The 16,429-nt window shown below is 68.3% G+C and carries 15 protein-coding genes; 5 read left to right on the top strand and 10 right to left on the bottom strand.

Going from position 1 to position 16,429, the window contains the following annotated elements:
* Positions 1-7 precede the first annotated feature (7 nt).
* Genes scpB through C998_RS0109070 form a run of 4 tightly spaced genes read right to left on the bottom strand, consistent with a single transcriptional unit; the run spans position 8 to position 1,573 of the window.
* Positions 8-664: an SMC-Scp complex subunit ScpB gene (gene scpB / locus C998_RS0109080; RefSeq protein WP_018870551.1), complete on the bottom strand. Its 657-nt coding sequence runs from the start codon at positions 662-664 to the stop codon at positions 8-10.
* Positions 665-698: 34 nt separating this feature from the next.
* Positions 699-857, bottom strand: coding sequence for a DUF2256 domain-containing protein (locus tag C998_RS14495; RefSeq protein WP_081617424.1), 159 nt, complete (start codon positions 855-857; stop codon positions 699-701).
* Positions 858-864: 7 nt separating this feature from the next.
* Entirely contained in the window at positions 865-1,251 is a 387-nt protein-coding gene (locus C998_RS0109075; protein ID WP_018870550.1) for a thiol-disulfide oxidoreductase DCC family protein, read from the bottom strand.
* Positions 1,244-1,573: a hypothetical protein gene (locus C998_RS0109070; RefSeq protein ID WP_018870549.1), complete on the bottom strand. Its 330-nt coding sequence runs from the start codon at positions 1,571-1,573 to the stop codon at positions 1,244-1,246. Before C998_RS0109070 ends, C998_RS0109075 begins: the two co-directional genes overlap by 8 nt.
* Positions 1,574-1,788: 215 nt before the next feature.
* Between C998_RS0109070 and mtgA the strand changes: the two genes are divergently transcribed.
* From mtgA to C998_RS0109050, 4 genes are all read left to right on the top strand, one after another.
* The gene (gene mtgA, locus C998_RS0109065; protein ID WP_018870548.1) at positions 1,789-2,529 is read left to right on the top strand and encodes a monofunctional biosynthetic peptidoglycan transglycosylase; all 741 of its coding nucleotides are present in this window, start codon (positions 1,789-1,791) and stop codon (positions 2,527-2,529) included.
* Between the two features lie 69 nt (positions 2,530-2,598).
* On the top strand, positions 2,599-4,908 hold the full coding sequence (locus C998_RS0109060) for a mechanosensitive ion channel domain-containing protein (protein WP_018870547.1): 2,310 nt from the start codon (positions 2,599-2,601) through the stop codon (positions 4,906-4,908).
* Positions 4,909-4,994: 86 nt separating this feature from the next.
* Complete coding sequence (locus C998_RS0109055) at positions 4,995-5,681, top strand: zinc metallopeptidase (protein WP_018870546.1); 687 nt, start codon at positions 4,995-4,997, stop codon at positions 5,679-5,681.
* Between the two features lie 176 nt (positions 5,682-5,857).
* Positions 5,858-6,457: a hypothetical protein gene (locus tag C998_RS0109050; RefSeq protein ID WP_018870545.1), complete on the top strand. Its 600-nt coding sequence runs from the start codon at positions 5,858-5,860 to the stop codon at positions 6,455-6,457.
* Positions 6,458-6,562: 105 nt separating this feature from the next.
* Here C998_RS0109050 and malQ read toward each other — a convergent pair whose 3' ends face one another.
* The 3 genes from malQ to glgC are packed head-to-tail and all read right to left on the bottom strand — an operon-like array spanning position 6,563 to position 11,093.
* On the bottom strand, positions 6,563-8,047 hold the full coding sequence (gene malQ / locus C998_RS0109045) for a 4-alpha-glucanotransferase (protein ID WP_018870544.1): 1,485 nt from the start codon (positions 8,045-8,047) through the stop codon (positions 6,563-6,565).
* Positions 8,048-8,050: 3 nt separating this feature from the next.
* Positions 8,051-9,838, bottom strand: a complete 1,788-nt coding sequence (locus C998_RS0109040) for a glycoside hydrolase family 57 protein (protein WP_018870543.1) — start codon at positions 9,836-9,838, stop codon at positions 8,051-8,053.
* Positions 9,828-11,093 (bottom strand): glucose-1-phosphate adenylyltransferase, encoded by a 1,266-nt coding sequence (gene glgC / locus C998_RS0109035; protein WP_018870542.1) that lies wholly within the window; start codon positions 11,091-11,093, stop codon positions 9,828-9,830. Before glgC ends, C998_RS0109040 begins: the two co-directional genes overlap by 11 nt.
* Before the next feature lie 90 nt (positions 11,094-11,183).
* Here glgC and glgB point away from each other — a divergent pair, with 90 nt between their 5' ends.
* On the top strand, positions 11,184-13,397 hold the full coding sequence (gene glgB / locus C998_RS0109030) for a 1,4-alpha-glucan branching protein GlgB (protein WP_018870541.1): 2,214 nt from the start codon (positions 11,184-11,186) through the stop codon (positions 13,395-13,397).
* Positions 13,398-13,436: 39 nt separating this feature from the next.
* On the opposite strand, the gene C998_RS0109025 is transcribed toward glgB, so the two are convergent.
* Genes C998_RS0109025 through C998_RS0109015 form a run of 3 tightly spaced genes read right to left on the bottom strand, consistent with a single transcriptional unit; the run spans position 13,437 to position 16,429 of the window.
* Positions 13,437-14,888, bottom strand: coding sequence for an FAD-dependent oxidoreductase (locus C998_RS0109025; RefSeq protein WP_018870540.1), 1,452 nt, complete (start codon positions 14,886-14,888; stop codon positions 13,437-13,439).
* Positions 14,888-15,271: a DUF302 domain-containing protein gene (locus C998_RS0109020; RefSeq protein WP_018870539.1), complete on the bottom strand. Its 384-nt coding sequence runs from the start codon at positions 15,269-15,271 to the stop codon at positions 14,888-14,890. The genes C998_RS0109025 and C998_RS0109020 overlap by 1 nt, the downstream gene beginning before the upstream one ends.
* Positions 15,272-15,292: 21 nt before the next feature.
* Complete coding sequence (locus C998_RS0109015) at positions 15,293-16,429, bottom strand: acyl-CoA dehydrogenase family protein (protein ID WP_018870538.1); 1,137 nt, start codon at positions 16,427-16,429, stop codon at positions 15,293-15,295.

Raw genomic sequence — 16,429 nt, 5'->3', positions numbered from 1 at the left:
ACGCTGATCAGGACGGTGCCCGGGATTCGCCGGCTGCCGCTGCGTCGCCCTCCCCGTCGCCGTCATCGTCGGCCTCACTGGCCTCGTCGGTCGCCAGTGACAGCCCGGCGTCCGTGGCCACGTCGGCCAGATCGCGGATCTCGTCCAGCGGCGGCAGCTGGTCCAGGGCCTGCAGTCCGAGATCGTCGAGGAAGGTGCGGGTGGTGCCGTACAGCGCCGGTCGCCCCGGCAGCTCCTTGTGCCCCACCACGTAGATCCATTCCCGTTCCTGCAGCCCGCGCATGATCCCCGAACTGACCGCCACCCCGCGCACCGATTCGATCTCGGCGCGGGTGACCGGCTGGCGATAGGCGATGATCGCAAGCGTCTCCAGCAACGCGCGCGACAGCCGCTGCGGGCGTTCCGGCCGCGCCGCGCGCACGCTGCCCGAGTACTGCGGCCGGACGCGGAAACGGTACCCGCCGGCCGAACGCACCAGTTCGATCGCGCGGTCGGCATAGCGCGTCTCCAGACGCGCCAGCGCCGCTTCCACCGACGCGCGCTCGACCTCGCCCGATTCCGCGCAGGCGGCGCGCAGATCGCGCAGGGGTACGGGTTCGGTGGCGGCAAAAAGAACCGCCTCCAGGGTCAGCTCCAGCTCGTCGGGCGCATCGTGTCGGGACATCGGCCCTCCCGGGCATGCCTGGACCAGGCCACGATTATACCGGACCGCGCCGGCCCCGCATCCGCCGGCAGCGCTGCGAGCAGTATTTCACCTCGTCCCAGCAACGCGCCCATTTCCGCCGCCAGGTGAACGGACGGCCGCAGACCACACAGGTCTTCTGCGGCCTTTGCGGCCCGCGCGCCGCGCGGCTCACCGGGGCCTCACTGCGGCGGGCAGACCCCGTCGCGACAGCGGGAACGCCAGCGCGAACGGGCGAACACGTTGTACACCCGGTCCATCAGCCAGACCACCGGCGGCAGCCGATGCAGCACCACCCCCGCCACGCGGTAGTACGGCAGGTGCCGCCAGGTGGCGACGAAGGCGTAAGCCCCGCTCACCACCCGGCCGTGTTCGTCCACCGCATGCATGCGCCGCATGGCGTCCTCCCACGCGATGCCGCGGCCTTCCAGCGCCGCGGCGTCCGCATGGATGTCCCGCCAGTCGATCCGCCCGGCCGTGTCCAGGCGCCGGTAGTGGCCGATCTCGCGGCGGCACAGCGGGCAGCCGCCGTCAAAGAACACCACGGGCCGTTCGCGCGGTTCAGGCATGGCCGACGGGCCCGCTCATTTCGTGGCGCGCCTCGGGCAGCGCCCGGAGCGCACGCTCCACCACATCGCGCGCGAGACCGCGGGTCATCTCGCCGTCGGCGGGGATCATTTCCGTGCGCACCGCCAGCGCCATCGCCAGCGCCTGCAGCAGATCACCGTTGCAGGTGTCACCCAGCACCGCCACTTCGTGATCCACCGTGGTCAGCACGCGATCCAGCAACTGCTGCACGCGCACGGCCGAATCGGTCTCGGGATGCAGCGCGAACTCGAAGGTCAGCTGCTCCCCGCTTCCGCTGGTGTAGCGATACGGCAGGTATTCCATGGCTCGCCTCCTTGTTGTTGTCTCTGATGGGCCGGAACGCGTCCGGCCGACCTGTCGCGTGATCCGCGGCGAATGGCGATCTCCGTGATCCTTGGGCCGTGCGAAGGTCCCGGAGTTCGCCACAGCCGGACCTTTCCTGCGCTATTCTTGCTTCCGATGAAACGGTACTCCGGGTACAACCACCACGAAACCCCGACGGCGGAGCGGCGCCCGCGATGATGCTCCTGGGTCGACGTCGCCGCGCCCGGCCACCGGGGCCGCTGCGTTACCTCTTGTGGCTGCTCGTCGCCCTGCTGGGGCTGGTGCTGGCCGCGGTGGTCGCGGTGCTGCTGTATTTCGCCCGGGTCGATCCACCTTACGGCATGGCGATGGTCACGGCCACCGACCGCGCGGCCGCCTCCCGGCACCGGCCCGAGTGGCGCTCGCTGGACGAACTGCCGGACGCGGTGCTGCTGGCGGTGATCGCGTCCGAGGACCAGCGCTTCCCGCGGCACCGCGGATTCGACTGGTCGTCGGTGCGCCAGGCCCTGACCGACCACGCGCGCGGCGGACGCCTGCGCGGGGCCTCGACCATCACCCAGCAGACCGCCAAGAACCTGTTTCTCTGGCATGAGCGTTCCTGGCTGCGCAAGGCCCTGGAGGCGGGTCTGACCGTGGGCATGGAACTGCTGTGGTCCAAGGAACGCATCCTCGAGGTCTATCTCAACCTGGCCCAGTGGGGCCCCGGGATCTATGGGATCGAAAATGCGGCACAGCATTATTTCGATGTCCCCGCGAGCGAACTGACCCCGCAGCAGGCCGCGCGTCTGGCGGCCATCCTGCCCTCCCCCGGACGCCTCGATCCGGTGACCCCGGGCGAAACCCTCGAGCGCCGCATTGCGTGGATCGAGGAGCAGATGGGGGTGCTGGGACCCGGCTGGCTGCGGCCGGTGCGGGAATGCCCGGGGAAACACTGAACGGGACTTTGGTCCGGGCTTCCGGACCTTTACACTGCGAAGTTCCATCCCGCCCGTCCGAGGTTCCGCGTGGCCGCACCACTTCGCTCGCCGCAGCACCCGCTTTTCGTCCTCCTGGCCCTGCTCCTGACCACGCTGGCCCTGACCACCGGCCCGGCCATGGCGGACGATGCCCCCTCCTCCGCCGAGACCCACGCGGCGCTGATCGAGCTGCTGGAAGATCCGGAGGCGCGGGAACGGCTGCTGGAGACCCTGCGCGCGGAGGGAGGCGCCGCGGATCCGGCGGAGACCACGGCGGAAGACGAGACCGCCGAACAGGCGGTGACCCTGCCCCGCCGCATCGCCCGGCTGACCCAGGGACTGGCCGAGGGCACGGTGGCCGAGGTCCGCGCGCTGGGCACGGTGGCCGAAGACACCATTGCGCAGCTGCGCGCCATCGACCCGATCCCCTTCGGCATGGCGGTCGGAGACCTGGCGATCATCATCCTGATCACCCTGGTGATCTACTGGGTCCTGCGCCGCGTGGCGTCGCCGATGTTCGGCGGCATCGATCGCTGGGTCCTCAACGCGGCCGAACAGTACCGCCTGCTGCGGACCCTGCCCGGGGTCGGCCTGGCCGCGATCATCGACTTCGTGGCGGTGGTCCTGGCCTGGGTTGCCGGCTACGGCCTGGCGCTGTTCGTACTGGGCGAACCCGGCGCCATGGAGACCCGGCATTCGCTGTTCCTCAATGCCTTCCTGCTGATCGAGCTGGCGCGCGCCGCGCTGCGGCTGATCTTCGCCACCCGCTACCAGGGCCTGCGCCTGCTGCCCATGGCCGGGGAAGAAGCCGCCTACTGGAACGCCTGGCTCGCGCGCATCGTGTCCTACATCGGTTACGGCCTGCTGCTGCTGGTGCCACTGACCGGCATGCATGTCTCCGCGGAGGCCGGCCGGTCCCTCGGCCTGCTGGTGATGCTGACGGCCTTCCTGTACGCCGCCACCATCATCCTGCAGAACCGCCAGCGGGTGCATGACCGGCTGATGGCGCTGGCGAACCGCTCGTATTTCTCGTTCACCCGCATCGTCACCAGCCTGCTGGCACGGTTCTGGCACCTGCTGGCGCTGCTTTATTTCCTCGCCCTGACCGTCGTCAGCATCGTCCGTCCGGACGACGCGCTGCCGTTCATGGCCACGGCCACGCTGCAGACCCTGATCGCGGCCTTCGTCGGCTTTTTCATCGCGACCCTGCTGACCCAGATCATCGGGCGCGAGATCGCCATCCCCGACGAGACCCGCGAGAAGTTCCCGCTGCTGCAGGCCCGTCTCAATGCCTACGTACCGCGGGCCCTCAAAACCATGCGTCTGGTGATCCTGCTGATCGTGCTCGCGGTCATCGCCGATGGCTGGGGCGCGTTCAACCTGATCGACTGGGTGCGTTCGGATGCCGGTGCGCTGATCCTCGGCACGGCGATCTCCGTCGCCCTGATCCTGCTGGCGGCGGCGCTGGTGTGGCTGGTGTTCGCCAGCTGGATCGAGCACCGGCTCAACCCCGCGACCGGCGACGGCGAGCCCACCGCGCGCGAGCAGACCCTGCTCACCATCTTCCGCAATGCGGTGGCGATCGCCCTGCTGGTATTCACCGTGATGATCGTGCTCGCCGAGCTCGGCATCAACATCGGCCCCCTGCTGGCCGGCGCCGGCGTACTGGGCCTGGCCATCGGCTTCGGCGCGCAGAAGCTGGTGCAGGACATCATCACCGGGGTGTTCATCCAGCTGGAAAACGCCATCAACGTCGGCGACGTCATCACCGTTACCGGCACCACCGGCACGGTGGAGAAACTCACCATCCGCTCGCTCGGGCTGCGCGACCTCGCCGGCACCTACCACCTGATCCCGTTCTCCGCGGTGGATGCGGTCTCCAACTACATGCGCGAGTACGCCTACCACGTGGGCGAATACGGGGTGGCCTATCGCGAGGACATCGACGAGGTCATCGTCCGCCTGCGCGAGGCCTTCGAGGAGCTCAAGCAGGACCCGGAACAGGGCCCCAACGTGCTCGACGAGATGGAGGTGCACGGGGTCACCGCGCTGGACGACTCCTCGGTCAACATCCGCATCCGCATCATGACCGCGCCCGGCACCCAGTTCGGCCTGGGCCGCGCGTTCAACCGCCTGGTCAAGCGCCACTTCGACGCTGCCGGCATCGAGATCCCGTTCCCGCACACCACGCTGTACTTCGGCGAGGACAAGGACGGGTCGGCGCCGGCGGCCAACCTCCGGGTGCTGGAATCGCGGCGCATGCCCGAAGCGGAAACCGACGATACCGATTACTCGCGGGACCGCCGGGCACGCCCCAATCCGAAACACAAGGGCGACTACGACGACGTCGACGAATGACGGACCAGTGACCGGCCGGCCGGTATCCGCCCCGCGGGCTGCCGGGGGTTCTTGGACCGGCGGGCCGCTCCGGTGAAGATCATGGCATGCGTCTGCTGATCCTGGTCATACCGCTGCTCCTGCTGATCGCCTGGCTGCCGGGCTGGTGGGTTCGGCGCACCATGGAGAAATATCACCGCCCCGAAGACCGCTACCGCTACAGCGGCGCGGCCATGGCGCGCGAGCTGCTGCACCGCCATGGTCTGACCCATGTGGACGTGGAGACCACCAAAGACGGCGACCACTACGACCCCGCCGACCGCACGGTGCGGCTGTCGCAGCAGAATTATCACGGCCATTCGCTGACCGCGGTCACCGTGGCGGCCCACGAGGTCGGCCACGCGGTGCAGCACGCACGGGGCTACCGCCCGCTGCAACTGCGCGGCACCCTGGTGACCGCCACCCGTCACGCCCAGCGGCTGGGCGCGATCCTGATGATCGGCATCCCGATCATCACCCTGATCACCCGCCACCCGGCGCCGGGCATCCTGTTCTTCCTGGCCGGCGTGCTGTCGATGGGCATGGCGGCGCTGGTCCATTTCGTGACCCTGCCCACGGAACTGGACGCGAGTTTCCGCCGCGCGATGCCCATGCTGCGCGAGGGCGGCTACCTCCACGAGCCGGATTACCGCCACGCAGAGCGCATCCTGCGTGCCGCCGCCTATACCTATCTCGCCCAGTCACTGGCCAGCCTGCTCAACATCGCCTCGTGGTTCCGCTATCTGCGGCGCTGATCGGGCGAATCTCCTGTCAACGGAACGTACGGGCCATCTGCGCGGTCTCTCCATCACCGCCACAGCCGGCATCACGGCCCGTTGGCGGGCCGACACCCGGCCCTCGAGGCTGTTAAGCTGTGGTTCATCACTCGCCTTCAGAGTGGCAAGAGACATCCTTTCAGGAGAGCAGTACGATGCAGAAACACTCCCGGTCGATCATCGGCCTCACCGCCGCCGCAGTCCTTGCACTGGCCAGCGGCATGGCCCACGCCCAGGGCATGGGCCAGGGCATGGGCGGCCAGCAGCAGCCGCAGCAGGGCGGCCCGCAGATGGAGATGCAGGAACTCCAGCAGACCCTCGCGCAGACCCAGCAGCAGGCCATCGAAAACAACCCCGAGCTGGAGCGCAAGGGCGAGGAACTGGAAGAACTGGTCCTCGACAAGATGGAAGCCGCCGGTTTTGAACCGCGTTCCGATCTGGACACCCTGGAATCCGCCGAGGAAGGCCTGCGTGATCCCGACCTGAGCGCGGAAGAACGCCAGCAGCTGATCCAGTCCGAAGACGTTCAGCAGGCGCAGCGCAACCTGCAGGAAGCCCAGCAGGCCGTGGCCGAGGATCCGGAAATCCTGGACGCCCAGGAATCCCTGCGGGAGGACCTGATGAGCGCCATGCGTGCGGAAAACGCCGACATTGACGATGTCATCGAGCGTATGGAAGCCCTGCAGCAGGAAATGATGCAGCAGCAGCAACCCGGGGGTGGCGGTGGCGCGCCCGGCATGGCGCCCCAGCAGTAAGAGCCGGCTCGCAGGCGAAATCGCAGGCAGCCAGCAAGGCCCGGTCCTCTCAGGACCGGGCCTTTTTCATTGTGGCCCGCGGGATTCCCCGCGGGGACCGCGAGCTCAGGAGTCGGGCGGAAGGCGCGCGTGCGCCTCGGCCAGTGCCCGCATCTCGCCGGCTCGCTCTCCGGGCACCCACTCCCAGTCAAAACGCCAGTCCCAGTTACCCTCCACCGTCCCGGGACGGTTCATCCGGTGTTTGCTGTCCAGCTCGAGCACGTCCTGCATCGGCAGGATCGCGATACGCGCCGGCGAGGCGTACGCCGTGCGGATCAGCGGCCAGGGCATGGTGTCGGCCGCATCTTCCGGTTCGGCCAGGACATTCAGCACGTGCTGCTGCATGGATTCATCCAGTGACGCGAACCAGCCCACGGTGGTGTCGTTGTCATGGGTGCCGGTATACACGGCGCTCATCTCGTCATGATTCGCCGGCAGGTACGGGTTGGCCTCGCCGCCCTCGAACGCGAACTGCAGGATCCGCATGCCGGGAAAATCGAAGCGCTCGCGCAGCGCGGTGACCTCCGGCGTAATCACCCCCAGATCTTCGGCCAGCACCGGCAGGTACCCGAGTTCGTCGGCCAGCGCCTCGAAGAATTCGGCACCGGGCCCCTCGAACCAGTAACCCCGGGTCGCGTCCGGCTCCTCGGCCGGGATTGCCCAGCTCGACTCGAACCCCCGGAAGTGGTCGATCCGCAGGGCATCCACCGTCTCCAGCGCCCGCCGCACGCGAAGGATCCACCAGGCGTAGCCGGTCTCGGCGAGGCGGTCCCAGCGGTACTGCGGGTTGCCCCAGCGCTGTCCGGTCTCGGAGAAATAATCCGGCGGCACCCCGGCCACGGTGCGCGGCTGTCCCTGCGCATCCAGGTCGAACAGCTCGCGATTCGCCCACACGTCCGCCGAATCATGGGCAACGAAGATCGGCATGTCCCCCAGCAGCATCAGGCCACAGTCGTTGGCATGGCGGCGCAGCGTACGCCACTGATCGGCGAACGCGAACTGCACGAAGCGGACCTGCTCCAGCGCCTGCGCTTCTTCGCGGGCCACCCGCTCCAGGGCCTCCGGCTGGCGGTCGCGGAACTCCGGGTCCCATTCCCACCACGGGCGATCGTCGTGGCGCGCCCGGATCACGCAGAACAGCGCGAAGTCATCCAGCCAGATCGGCCCCTGTTCCTCGAGGAACGCACGGCAGGCCGAATGCAGCGCATGTTCTTCCCGTGCCACCGCCTCACCGGCCCGTTGCAGCAGTTCTTCCACCGGGCGGCCGTCATCGACGATCCCGGTCGCCTCCGCCAGCCGCGCCGGATCGATCATTCGCGGATCCCCGGCAAAGGCCGAGATGCTGGCGTAAGGCGACCCGTCGCTCTGCACCGGGTGCAGCGGCAGGATCTGCCACAGGGTGAATCCCGCCGAAGCGGCCCAGTTGACGAAGCGAAACGCGTCGTCGCCCAGGGTGCCCACCGGATGCGGCCCCGGCAGCGAGGTCGGGTGCAGCAGCACGCCGGCACGCCGACGCTGCAGCAGCGGATTGGAATGCTGCGTTTCTTCCATCAATCAGTCCTGCCCTTTCCGCATGGTCCCTCCGGCAGCCGGATCGCCGCCGCCCACCGACAGCACCTCGTCCAGGGCCTCGGGCACCGTCAGTCCGGCCAGCTGGTAGAGCCGCGCCAGGTGGCGCCGATAGAGCTGTTCGAAGTCGCTGACCGAACCCGCCGGGTTGTAGGCCCCGAACCACCAGCACCAGTCGGAACCCTCGCAGATGGCGAGCTGTTCGCGCAGTTCCGGTGTATCCAGCGAGGGGTCCTCCGCAATCGCGGCATCCACGGCCTCGCGGGCCTCGATCAGCCGATCCCAGCCACGGTTCTTGTCGGGGTCGCCGATCCAGGTGGAAAAGGTCCCGTAGACCCAGGAGCCGGCCACCACGCCGGGGAGCTCCACCGGCTCCGCACCCCCGGCAGTCGTCGCATGGGCGCACACGTCGTCGAAGGTGCACAGGTTGAGCCGCTCGTGCTGCGCCAGGGCCTCGTACAGCCCGTTGAGGAAATGGAAGCCGTTCTCGGGGTAGTACTCCCAGGCGTTCTCGCCGTCGAGTATCACCGACACCACGCTGCCGGCCGGGGCCACCTCGGCGATGTTTCCGATGTGGTGCACGAAGTCGGCCACCGCGTCATCGGCGTGCCAGTCGGCGTAGCGGAAGCCGATCGCGTCGGACAGTCCGTCATCGCGGAAATACAGCGCAATCTCGGTGTCCCGCAGTCGATAGCCACGGTGCAGCCAGCCCTGCAGGTCGCGGGGCCCGTCTTCCTCGCCCTCGCCGTTGCCGTTGCCATTGTCCTCCGCATCCGGCATGCCGCCGGCGGCTTCCAGGCTGTTGCCCAGCACGCCCTGGCCGCTGGCCGTCCATCGCAGGCCGTATTCGTCCAGCAGGCGAATGGTGGCCTCGCTCAGGCTGCCCTCGGACGGCCAGCAACCGGTCGGACGCATGCCGAAGTGCTTCTCGAACACCTCCAGCCCGCGTTCGATGTGCCAGCGCACCCGGGCTTCACCATCGGGATACGCCGGGGCCTCCGGCAGTTCGGCCTCGGGCATGGCCTCGCGGGCCGAAGCCAGGTCCTGCAGCAGCGGCATGATCGGGTGGGCATACGGGGTGAACGAGAGCTCCACCCGCCCCTGTTCCGCCAGTTTGCGGTAGCGCGGGATCACGTTGTGCAGCTCGTCGCGCAGGATCTCCAGCAGGCGTCGGCGCACCCCGGACTCGAAGCCGGCTTCGGCCTTCAGCCAGCCCTGCAGTTCGGGCCGCGCGCGGCGCACGGTCTCGCCGGTCCAGGCCAGGTGATAGCAGGTGGCCAGTTCCTGGAAGAAGCGCCCGTCCAGATGCGCCAGCAGAATGTCGTCCTCCAGCGCCTGGCGTCCGATGGCCGCAAGCCGGGCAAACAGCGGAAACGGGTCGATCATGCGCGGCGCGTGGGCGCGCAGACAGGCGCGGATGATCTCGCGGCGCTGGTCCGGCTCCACCGGCACGATGTCCATGTGGAGCATGTCCAGCACCGGATCCCCGACCGGCACACAGTTCTTCAGGGCCCGGTCCACGCGCCGTGCATAGTCGGCGATCTGTTCCAGCAGGATGGGGGCGAAGTTCACCACCGCCCGCGCCCGCGGGCAGGCCTCCAGATGGGCCGCCATGTCGGTGTAGTCCTTCAGCGAATGGAGGTAGGTCCACGGCAGGGCATACTCCCGGCGGCCGCCGTCGAAGTACTGCGGCTGGTGCATGTGCCAGCACAGCACCACGTCCAGCTTGTCCGGAACACGGGCGAGGGCCTTCGAGGAGCGCTCAGCGGACATGGTGACGCGCCTGGCCGAGCATCTCCGGGGTGACCACGCGCACGCCCCCGGGGGAGACGTAGTAATCGCGGGCATCGGCCTCGTCGTCCAGCCCGATCTCGGTCCCCGGCGGGATGCGGCAGGCCTTGTCGATCACCGCGTTGCGGATCACGGCGTTTTCGCCCACCTGCACGTCGGGCAGGATCACCGAGTTCTCCACCTCGCCGCAGGCGCTGACCTCCACGCTGGAAAACAGCAGCGAATGCCGCACCCGACTACCGGAGATGATGCAGCCCCCGGAGACCATCGAGTCGATCGCCATGCCACGGCGGTCGTCGTCATCGAACACGAACTTGGCCGGCGGGAGCTGCTCCTGGTAGGTCCAGATCGGCCATTCGCTGTCGTACAGGTTGAGTTCGGGGGTCACGCCGATGAGCTCCAGGTTGGCCTTCCAGTAGGAATCGATGGTGCCGACATCGCGCCAGTAACCCTGACGCTGGCCGGCCTCGTCGCGGAACGGGTACGCCATCACGCGGTATTTCTCGATGATGCGGGGGATGATGTCCTTGCCGAAATCGTGGCTGGAGAAGGTGTCGTCGGCATCCTGAATGAGCTGTTCGAAGAGGAAATCGCGGTTGAAGACGTAGATCCCCATGGAGGCCAGCGAATGGGTCTCGCTGCCCGGGATGGTCGCCGGATCGTCGGGTTTCTCCTCGAACGAGGTCACGCGCCCCTCGGCATCCACGCCCATCACGCCGAACCCGGTGGCCTCCTCCTTCGGTACCTCCAGGCAGCCCACGGTCATGTCCGCCCCGCTTTCAACGTGCTGCGCGATCATCTGCCCGTAGTCCATCTTGTAGATGTGATCGCCGGCGAGGATCAGCACATAACTGGGGGCGTGCTGCCGGATAATGTCGACGTTCTGGTAGACCGCGTCGGCAGTCCCCGAATACCAGGAGGTCTCGATGCGTTGCTGCGCCGGCAGCAGTTCGATGAATTCGCCGAATTCCCCGCGCAGGAAGCTCCAGCCGCGCTGGATGTGCTGGATCAGCGAATGCGCCTTGTACTGGGTCAGGATCGCCACCCGGCGGATCCCGGAATTGATGCAGTTGGACAGCGGGAAATCGATGATGCGGAACTTGCCGCCGAAGGGTACGGCGGGCTTGGCCCGCCACAGCGTCAGTTGTTTGAGTCGCGACCCGCGACCTCCGGCAAGCACCAGTGCCAGGGTTTCCCGGGTCAGTCGGCTGACGAACCGTTGCGGCTGAGGGTTCATAGGCCCATCCTTGCAGAAAGCTGCTGGTTGCGGGTTCCCCCGCGGATTCCGTTGACCGGCCCCACTCTACGTGAAGCGGATGCCTCGAGTATGACAACTGACCGGAACAATTGCATTACGGAAGTCGCGGATGAAATCCGGCGTCTGGCACAGGCCCGTCTGCACGACGCGCATGCGGTCCTGGGGGCCCACGCCCTCAATCGCCAGACCACCTGCTATCGCGCCTGGTTCCCGCAGGCCGACGAGGTCTGGCTGGTTCCGGAACCCGACGCCCCGCCGGAGCCGATGGACACCACCGACACCCCGGGGCTGTTCGTATGGAAGGGGCCATCGCGCAAGCTGGCGGAGCATCCGGAGCTGCGCTGGCGCCCGTCCGGCCACAAGGAGATCGTCAGCGTCATCGACCCGTGGAGCTTTGCCCCGAACATCCCGGATTTCGACCGCCACCTGTTCGGCGAAGGCCGCCACTGGCATGCCCACCGCATGCTCGGCGCGCACTGCGAAAACCGTGACGGGATCGACGGCGTGCGTTTTGCCGTCTGGGCGCCGGCGGCCGAACGGGTCAGCGTGGTCGGCGACTTCAACCACTGGGACGGACGCTGCCATCCGATGACCGTGCACGGCTCCAGCGGCATCTGGGAGCTGTTCATCCCCGGGCTGGGTCCGGAAACCCTGTACAAGTACGAGATCCGCAACCGTGACACCGGCGAGCTGCGTCTGAAGTCCGACCCCTACGCGGCCGCCTACCAGGTACGCCCGGAGACCGCCTCGCGGGTGATCCCGGAGAGCGGTTACGCGTGGAACGACCGCGAATGGATGGACAACCGCGACCCCGAAGCCTGGAAGCACCGGCCGATGAGCATCTACGAGGTGCACCTGGGCTCCTGGCAGCGCAGCCCCGACGGCGACTGGCCGAACTACGCCGAACTGGCCGAACGCCTGGTGCCCTATGCCCGCGACATGGGCTTCACCCATCTCGAGCTGCTGCCGGTCACCGAGCACCCGTTCGACGGCTCCTGGGGCTATCAGTCCACCGGCTTCTTCGCGCCCACCTCGCGCTTCGGCGACCCGGACGACTTCCGCCGCTTCGTCGACACCGCCCACCAGGCCGGTCTGGGGGTGATCCTCGACTGGGTGCCGGGGCATTTCCCGCGCGACGACTTCGCCCTCGCCCGCTTTGACGGCACCGCGCTGTACGAGCACGAGGACCCGCGTCTGGGCGAGCACCGCGAATGGGGCACGCTGATCTTCAACTACGGCCGCCCCGAGGTGCGCAACTTCCTGCTGTCATCGGCGCTGTGCTGGATCGAAGACTTCCACCTCGACGGCCTGCGGGTGGACGCGGTCGCTTCCATGCTCTATCTCGACTACAACCGCGAGGATCACGAGTGGATCCCCAACATCCACGGCGGCAACGAGAACCTGGAGGCGATCGAGTTCCTGCGCGACGTCAACGAGACCGTGCAGACCGGCCACCCCGGCGTGGTGATGATCGCCGAGGAATCCACCGCCTGGCCCGGCGTGAGCCGGCCGCCGTCGATGGGCGGGCTGGGCTTCACCATGAAGTGGAACATGGGCTGGATGCACGACACCCTGACGTATTTCGGCATGGATCCGGTCTACCGGCGTTACCACCACAGTCAGCTCACGTTCGCGCAGATCTACGCCTATTCGGAGAATTTCGTGCTGCCCTTCTCGCACGACGAGGTCGTGCACGGCAAGCGCAGCCTGCGCGGGCGCATGCCCGGCAACGAGTGGGAACAGCACGCCAACATGCGCCTGCTGTACGCCTGGCAGTGGCTGTATCCGGGCAAGAAGCTGCTGTTCATGGGTCAGGAGTTCGGCCAGGGAACCGAGTGGTCGGAGGCCGGGGAGCTGGACTGGTACGTGCTGCAGTATCCGCTGCATCAGGGTCTGCAGCAGCTGGTGAAGGACCTCAACCGGGTGTATCGCGAACAGCCCGCGCTGCACGGTCGCGAGTTCGAGCCCGATGGCTTCGCCTGGCTGAATGCCGACGACGCCGACAATTCGGTGCTCAGCTTCGTGCGCCGTGACGTGGACGGCCACGAACGCATCGTGATCCTCAACCTGACGCCGGTGGAACGCAGCGGCTACCCGATCCCGAGCCCGCGGGCCGGGACCTGGCGGGTCATGCTGAACACCGACTCGGAGTTCTACGGCGGCGCCTCGCGCGGCCCGCTGCAGTGCGAGGCCACGACCGAGGCCTATCACGGCCAGCCGGCCACGCTGCATGTGGACCTGCCGCCACTGACCGCCCTGCTGCTGGAGCCGACCGGAGGCTGAAGCCCCGGGCGCCGCCGGAGCCCGGCCGGGAGGCGTCCGTCAGGACGCCATCCGCGCGCGAACCTCCGGCTGCGTCACCGGCTCGCCCAGCCGGGCCTCCATCGGCCCGGCCTCGCGGGTCAGGGCCCCGGACAGGGCGAAGCCCGCCAGGCGGCCGTCGGCATGGAACTCCATCCGGCGGCCGTCGGCATCGCCCTCCACGGACACCCACTCACCGGTGGCCGCATCCACGGCCGACGGCGGGCAGACCTGCATCGGCAGGCTGGTGGTCTTGACCTGCACGGTGCCGGCGTCCGGTGCATAGCGCGCCGTTCCCCCGGCCAGGCGATCGGCGATCACTTCCGCCTGGGCCCGCAGCGTACCCACGTAGGGGCGCAGGACGCCGTCGTATTCGGCACAGTCCCCGAGGGCGCGGATCGCCGGATCGGAGGTCGCCAGCGTGGCGTCCACCCGGATGCCGCGCCCGCAGTCCAGGCCGGCCCCGACAGCCACGTCGATGTTCGGCCGCAAACCGAGGGCGGTAATCACGACGTCCGCCTCCAGGGTCTCGCCACCGGCCAGTGTCAGCCGGGACGCCACGGGACCTTCGCCCGCCGCCGGCAAGGCCTCCAGACAAGCCACCGAGGTCCCGGTGTACAGGGCGACCCCGCGCTGCGCCAGTGCAGCCGCCAGGTCATCTCCCAGCTCGGGCGGCGCGAGCCGCGCCAGCGGGCGCTCGGCCATCTCGATCAGATCCACCGAATAGCCGCCGGCCGCCAGATCATCGGCCAGCTCGCTGCCGACCAGCCCCGCGCCCACGATCGCCACGCGGGCCCCGGGTTGCAGCTCCGCACGCAGCGCGCGGTAGTCATCCAGGGTGTTCACCACCCGCGGCGGGGGTCCGTCACCCGGGATGTCGAGCCGTATCGGGCTCGCGCCGGTCGCCAGCACCAGATCGCCGTAGGGAATGCCGCCGCGCGGGGTGATCAGACGCCGGCGTTGACGGTCGATGTCCAGCAGGCGCACGTGCGGCAGCAGCTCGACGCCCAGGCGCGCGGCCCGCGCCACGCCGGATTCCTCCATCAGGTCGTCCGGGTCCACGCCGCGCGCACAGGCCGTGGAGATCCGCGGTTTGGTGTAATAATCGCCGCGATCCCCGGTCACCAGACGAATGCTGCGCTCCGGGTCGCGGGCGCGCAGTTCCCCGGCCATTGCCCAGCCGGCCATGCCGCCGCCGACGACCACCACCGCATCCGGGTCGTCCGCCAGCGGGGTGCGCCAGGCCTGCGCCGCTTGTGCCTCGACCGGGTCCTCGGCACGCGGCTGCAGGCGGTCGAAGTCGGCCTTGGTGACGTTGCAGTCCGGGCAGTACCAGTCGTCCGGGATGTCCTCGAACCGGGTCCCCGGTGGCAGGCCCGAGTCCGGGTCGCCCTTCGCCTCGTCGTAGATGTAGCCGCACACGCGGCAGATGTAGCGTCGATATTCGGTTTCGGTTTCGGCTTCAGCAGACATCACGCAACCTCCGGCAGACGGGCGACAATCGCCTCGAACAGCGGGTCCAGCTCCGCGCCCAGCGCATCCAGCTCGGCGCTGCCCCAGGGGGCGAACACCTCCGACGGACGCCGCGCCGTTACATGCAGCTGCTCGCCGTCGCTCCAGACATGGATGCGCAGGGGGATGTCGATACCCGCGGGCTTGCAGGCCTCCCACACGCGCAGGGCATAGCGTGGATGAAAGACCTCGAGGATACGGTCGACCGGGACCTCGGCCCCGATCATCGCGGCATTGGCCTGGCCGTTGATTTCTCCGGCCACGCGCAGTCCCTGCGCCTCCACGGACTCCTTCAGGGCGGCCACGGCCGCTTCGGCATCGAGTTTGGTGGTGGTTTCCAGCATGATGTCTCCTCCGGGCGCCGGTCAGTGGGCGTGGATACGCGCCAGCTCCTTGCGCAGGTGCTTGATGGCGGGCGTAACGATGGCCACGAAATAGGATTCGCGCAGCTTGCGCTGGGCAGCCGCGCTGGACAGGTAACCGCGTGCCCCGCTGTGCAGCAGCGCCGACTGCGAGGCCCGCAGCGCCAGTTCCGAACCGGTCAGACGCATCTGCAGCACGTCGGCAAAGAACGCGTCGCTGGTGTCGAAGGGATCGCGGGCCAGGGCATAGGTCGCCTGGCGTGCGTCTTCCAGGACCTCCTCCAGCTCGCCCGCCTGGTCATCGAGGTAACCGTTCACGTGCGACAGGGTCTCGTTGGCCTCGTGCATGGTGTTGATGCAGCCCTCGATCAGGCCCAGGCCCATGCCCATCTGCAGCAGCACGAAACCGGGACGGATGCGCTGGATGTACTCCGGCAGGGGATCGGCCAGCACGTGCTCGTCGGGCACGAACACCCGGTCGAAATGGCAGCCGAAGGTGCGCGAACCCTCCAGAGCGATGAACTCGGGGCACGGGGTCAGGCTGAAGCCGGGGTCGGCGCAGTTGATGACCGCCATCAGCGGACGCGGGTTGTCATCCGTGGTACGGAAGATCGCACCGAAGTAGTGATCGTCGCCCAGATTGGACACCCACGGCAGCGCCCCGGACACCACGTAGCCGCCCTCCACGCGCTCGGCCGAGAGCTTGAGCTCCTCGATGCTGGCGAACCATTTCATCGGATTGGACAGGGCGGTGGCGCCGAACGCCTCGCCATTGGCCAGCTTCGGCAGGACCTCGCGCTTGAGCGTGGAGGAATCACTGTTCTCCACGTACCAGGCACAGGCGTTCTGGCACCAGGCAACGAAGCCGGTGGTCATGCATTCGGCGGAGATCACCTCCTCGGCGCGGATCGCGGACACCAGGTCCGTGGCCCCAGCGGGGTTCTGACTGGCCAGATGGGCATTGAACGCACCCAGCTGACCCGCCTGATGCAGGAATTCCTCGGGGTAATGGCCGTCACGGTCGATGCGGACGGTGAGCGGGGCAAGCTGCCCCGCCACCAGGTCCCGCAGCCCGTCCTCGGCGTACACCGGTGCGGAGACCGGCGCCACCCCCGTTGCTTGTTCACGGGTCTCGAGCAT

The organism is Thioalkalivibrio sp. ALgr3 (assembly GCF_000377325.1).
Classification (GTDB): domain Bacteria; phylum Pseudomonadota; class Gammaproteobacteria; order Ectothiorhodospirales; family Ectothiorhodospiraceae; genus Thioalkalivibrio.
Note: the sequence above shows the minus strand (reverse complement) of the source record. Positions and strands in the feature narration are given on the sequence as shown.

Coding starts and splice junctions, on each gene's coding strand:
- scpB (WP_018870551.1), bottom strand. CDS start 664: ATGTCCCGACACGATGCGCCCGACGAGCTGGAGCTGACCCTGGAGGCG.
- C998_RS0109075 (WP_018870550.1), bottom strand. CDS start 1,251: ATGCCTGAACCGCGCGAACGGCCCGTGGTGTTCTTTGACGGCGGCTGC.
- C998_RS0109070 (WP_018870549.1), bottom strand. CDS start 1,573: ATGGAATACCTGCCGTATCGCTACACCAGCGGAAGCGGGGAGCAGCTG.
- mtgA (WP_018870548.1), top strand. CDS start 1,789: ATGATGCTCCTGGGTCGACGTCGCCGCGCCCGGCCACCGGGGCCGCTG.
- C998_RS0109055 (WP_018870546.1), top strand. CDS start 4,995: ATGCGTCTGCTGATCCTGGTCATACCGCTGCTCCTGCTGATCGCCTGG.
- C998_RS0109050 (WP_018870545.1), top strand. CDS start 5,858: ATGCAGAAACACTCCCGGTCGATCATCGGCCTCACCGCCGCCGCAGTC.
- malQ (WP_018870544.1), bottom strand. CDS start 8,047: ATGGAAGAAACGCAGCATTCCAATCCGCTGCTGCAGCGTCGGCGTGCC.
- C998_RS0109040 (WP_018870543.1), bottom strand. CDS start 9,838: ATGTCCGCTGAGCGCTCCTCGAAGGCCCTCGCCCGTGTTCCGGACAAG.
- glgC (WP_018870542.1), bottom strand. CDS start 11,093: ATGAACCCTCAGCCGCAACGGTTCGTCAGCCGACTGACCCGGGAAACC.
- glgB (WP_018870541.1), top strand. CDS start 11,184: ATGACAACTGACCGGAACAATTGCATTACGGAAGTCGCGGATGAAATC.
- C998_RS0109025 (WP_018870540.1), bottom strand. CDS start 14,888: ATGTCTGCTGAAGCCGAAACCGAAACCGAATATCGACGCTACATCTGC.
- C998_RS0109020 (WP_018870539.1), bottom strand. CDS start 15,271: ATGCTGGAAACCACCACCAAACTCGATGCCGAAGCGGCCGTGGCCGCC.
- C998_RS0109015 (WP_018870538.1), bottom strand. CDS start 16,429: ATGCTCGAGACCCGTGAACAAGCAACGGGGGTGGCGCCGGTCTCCGCA.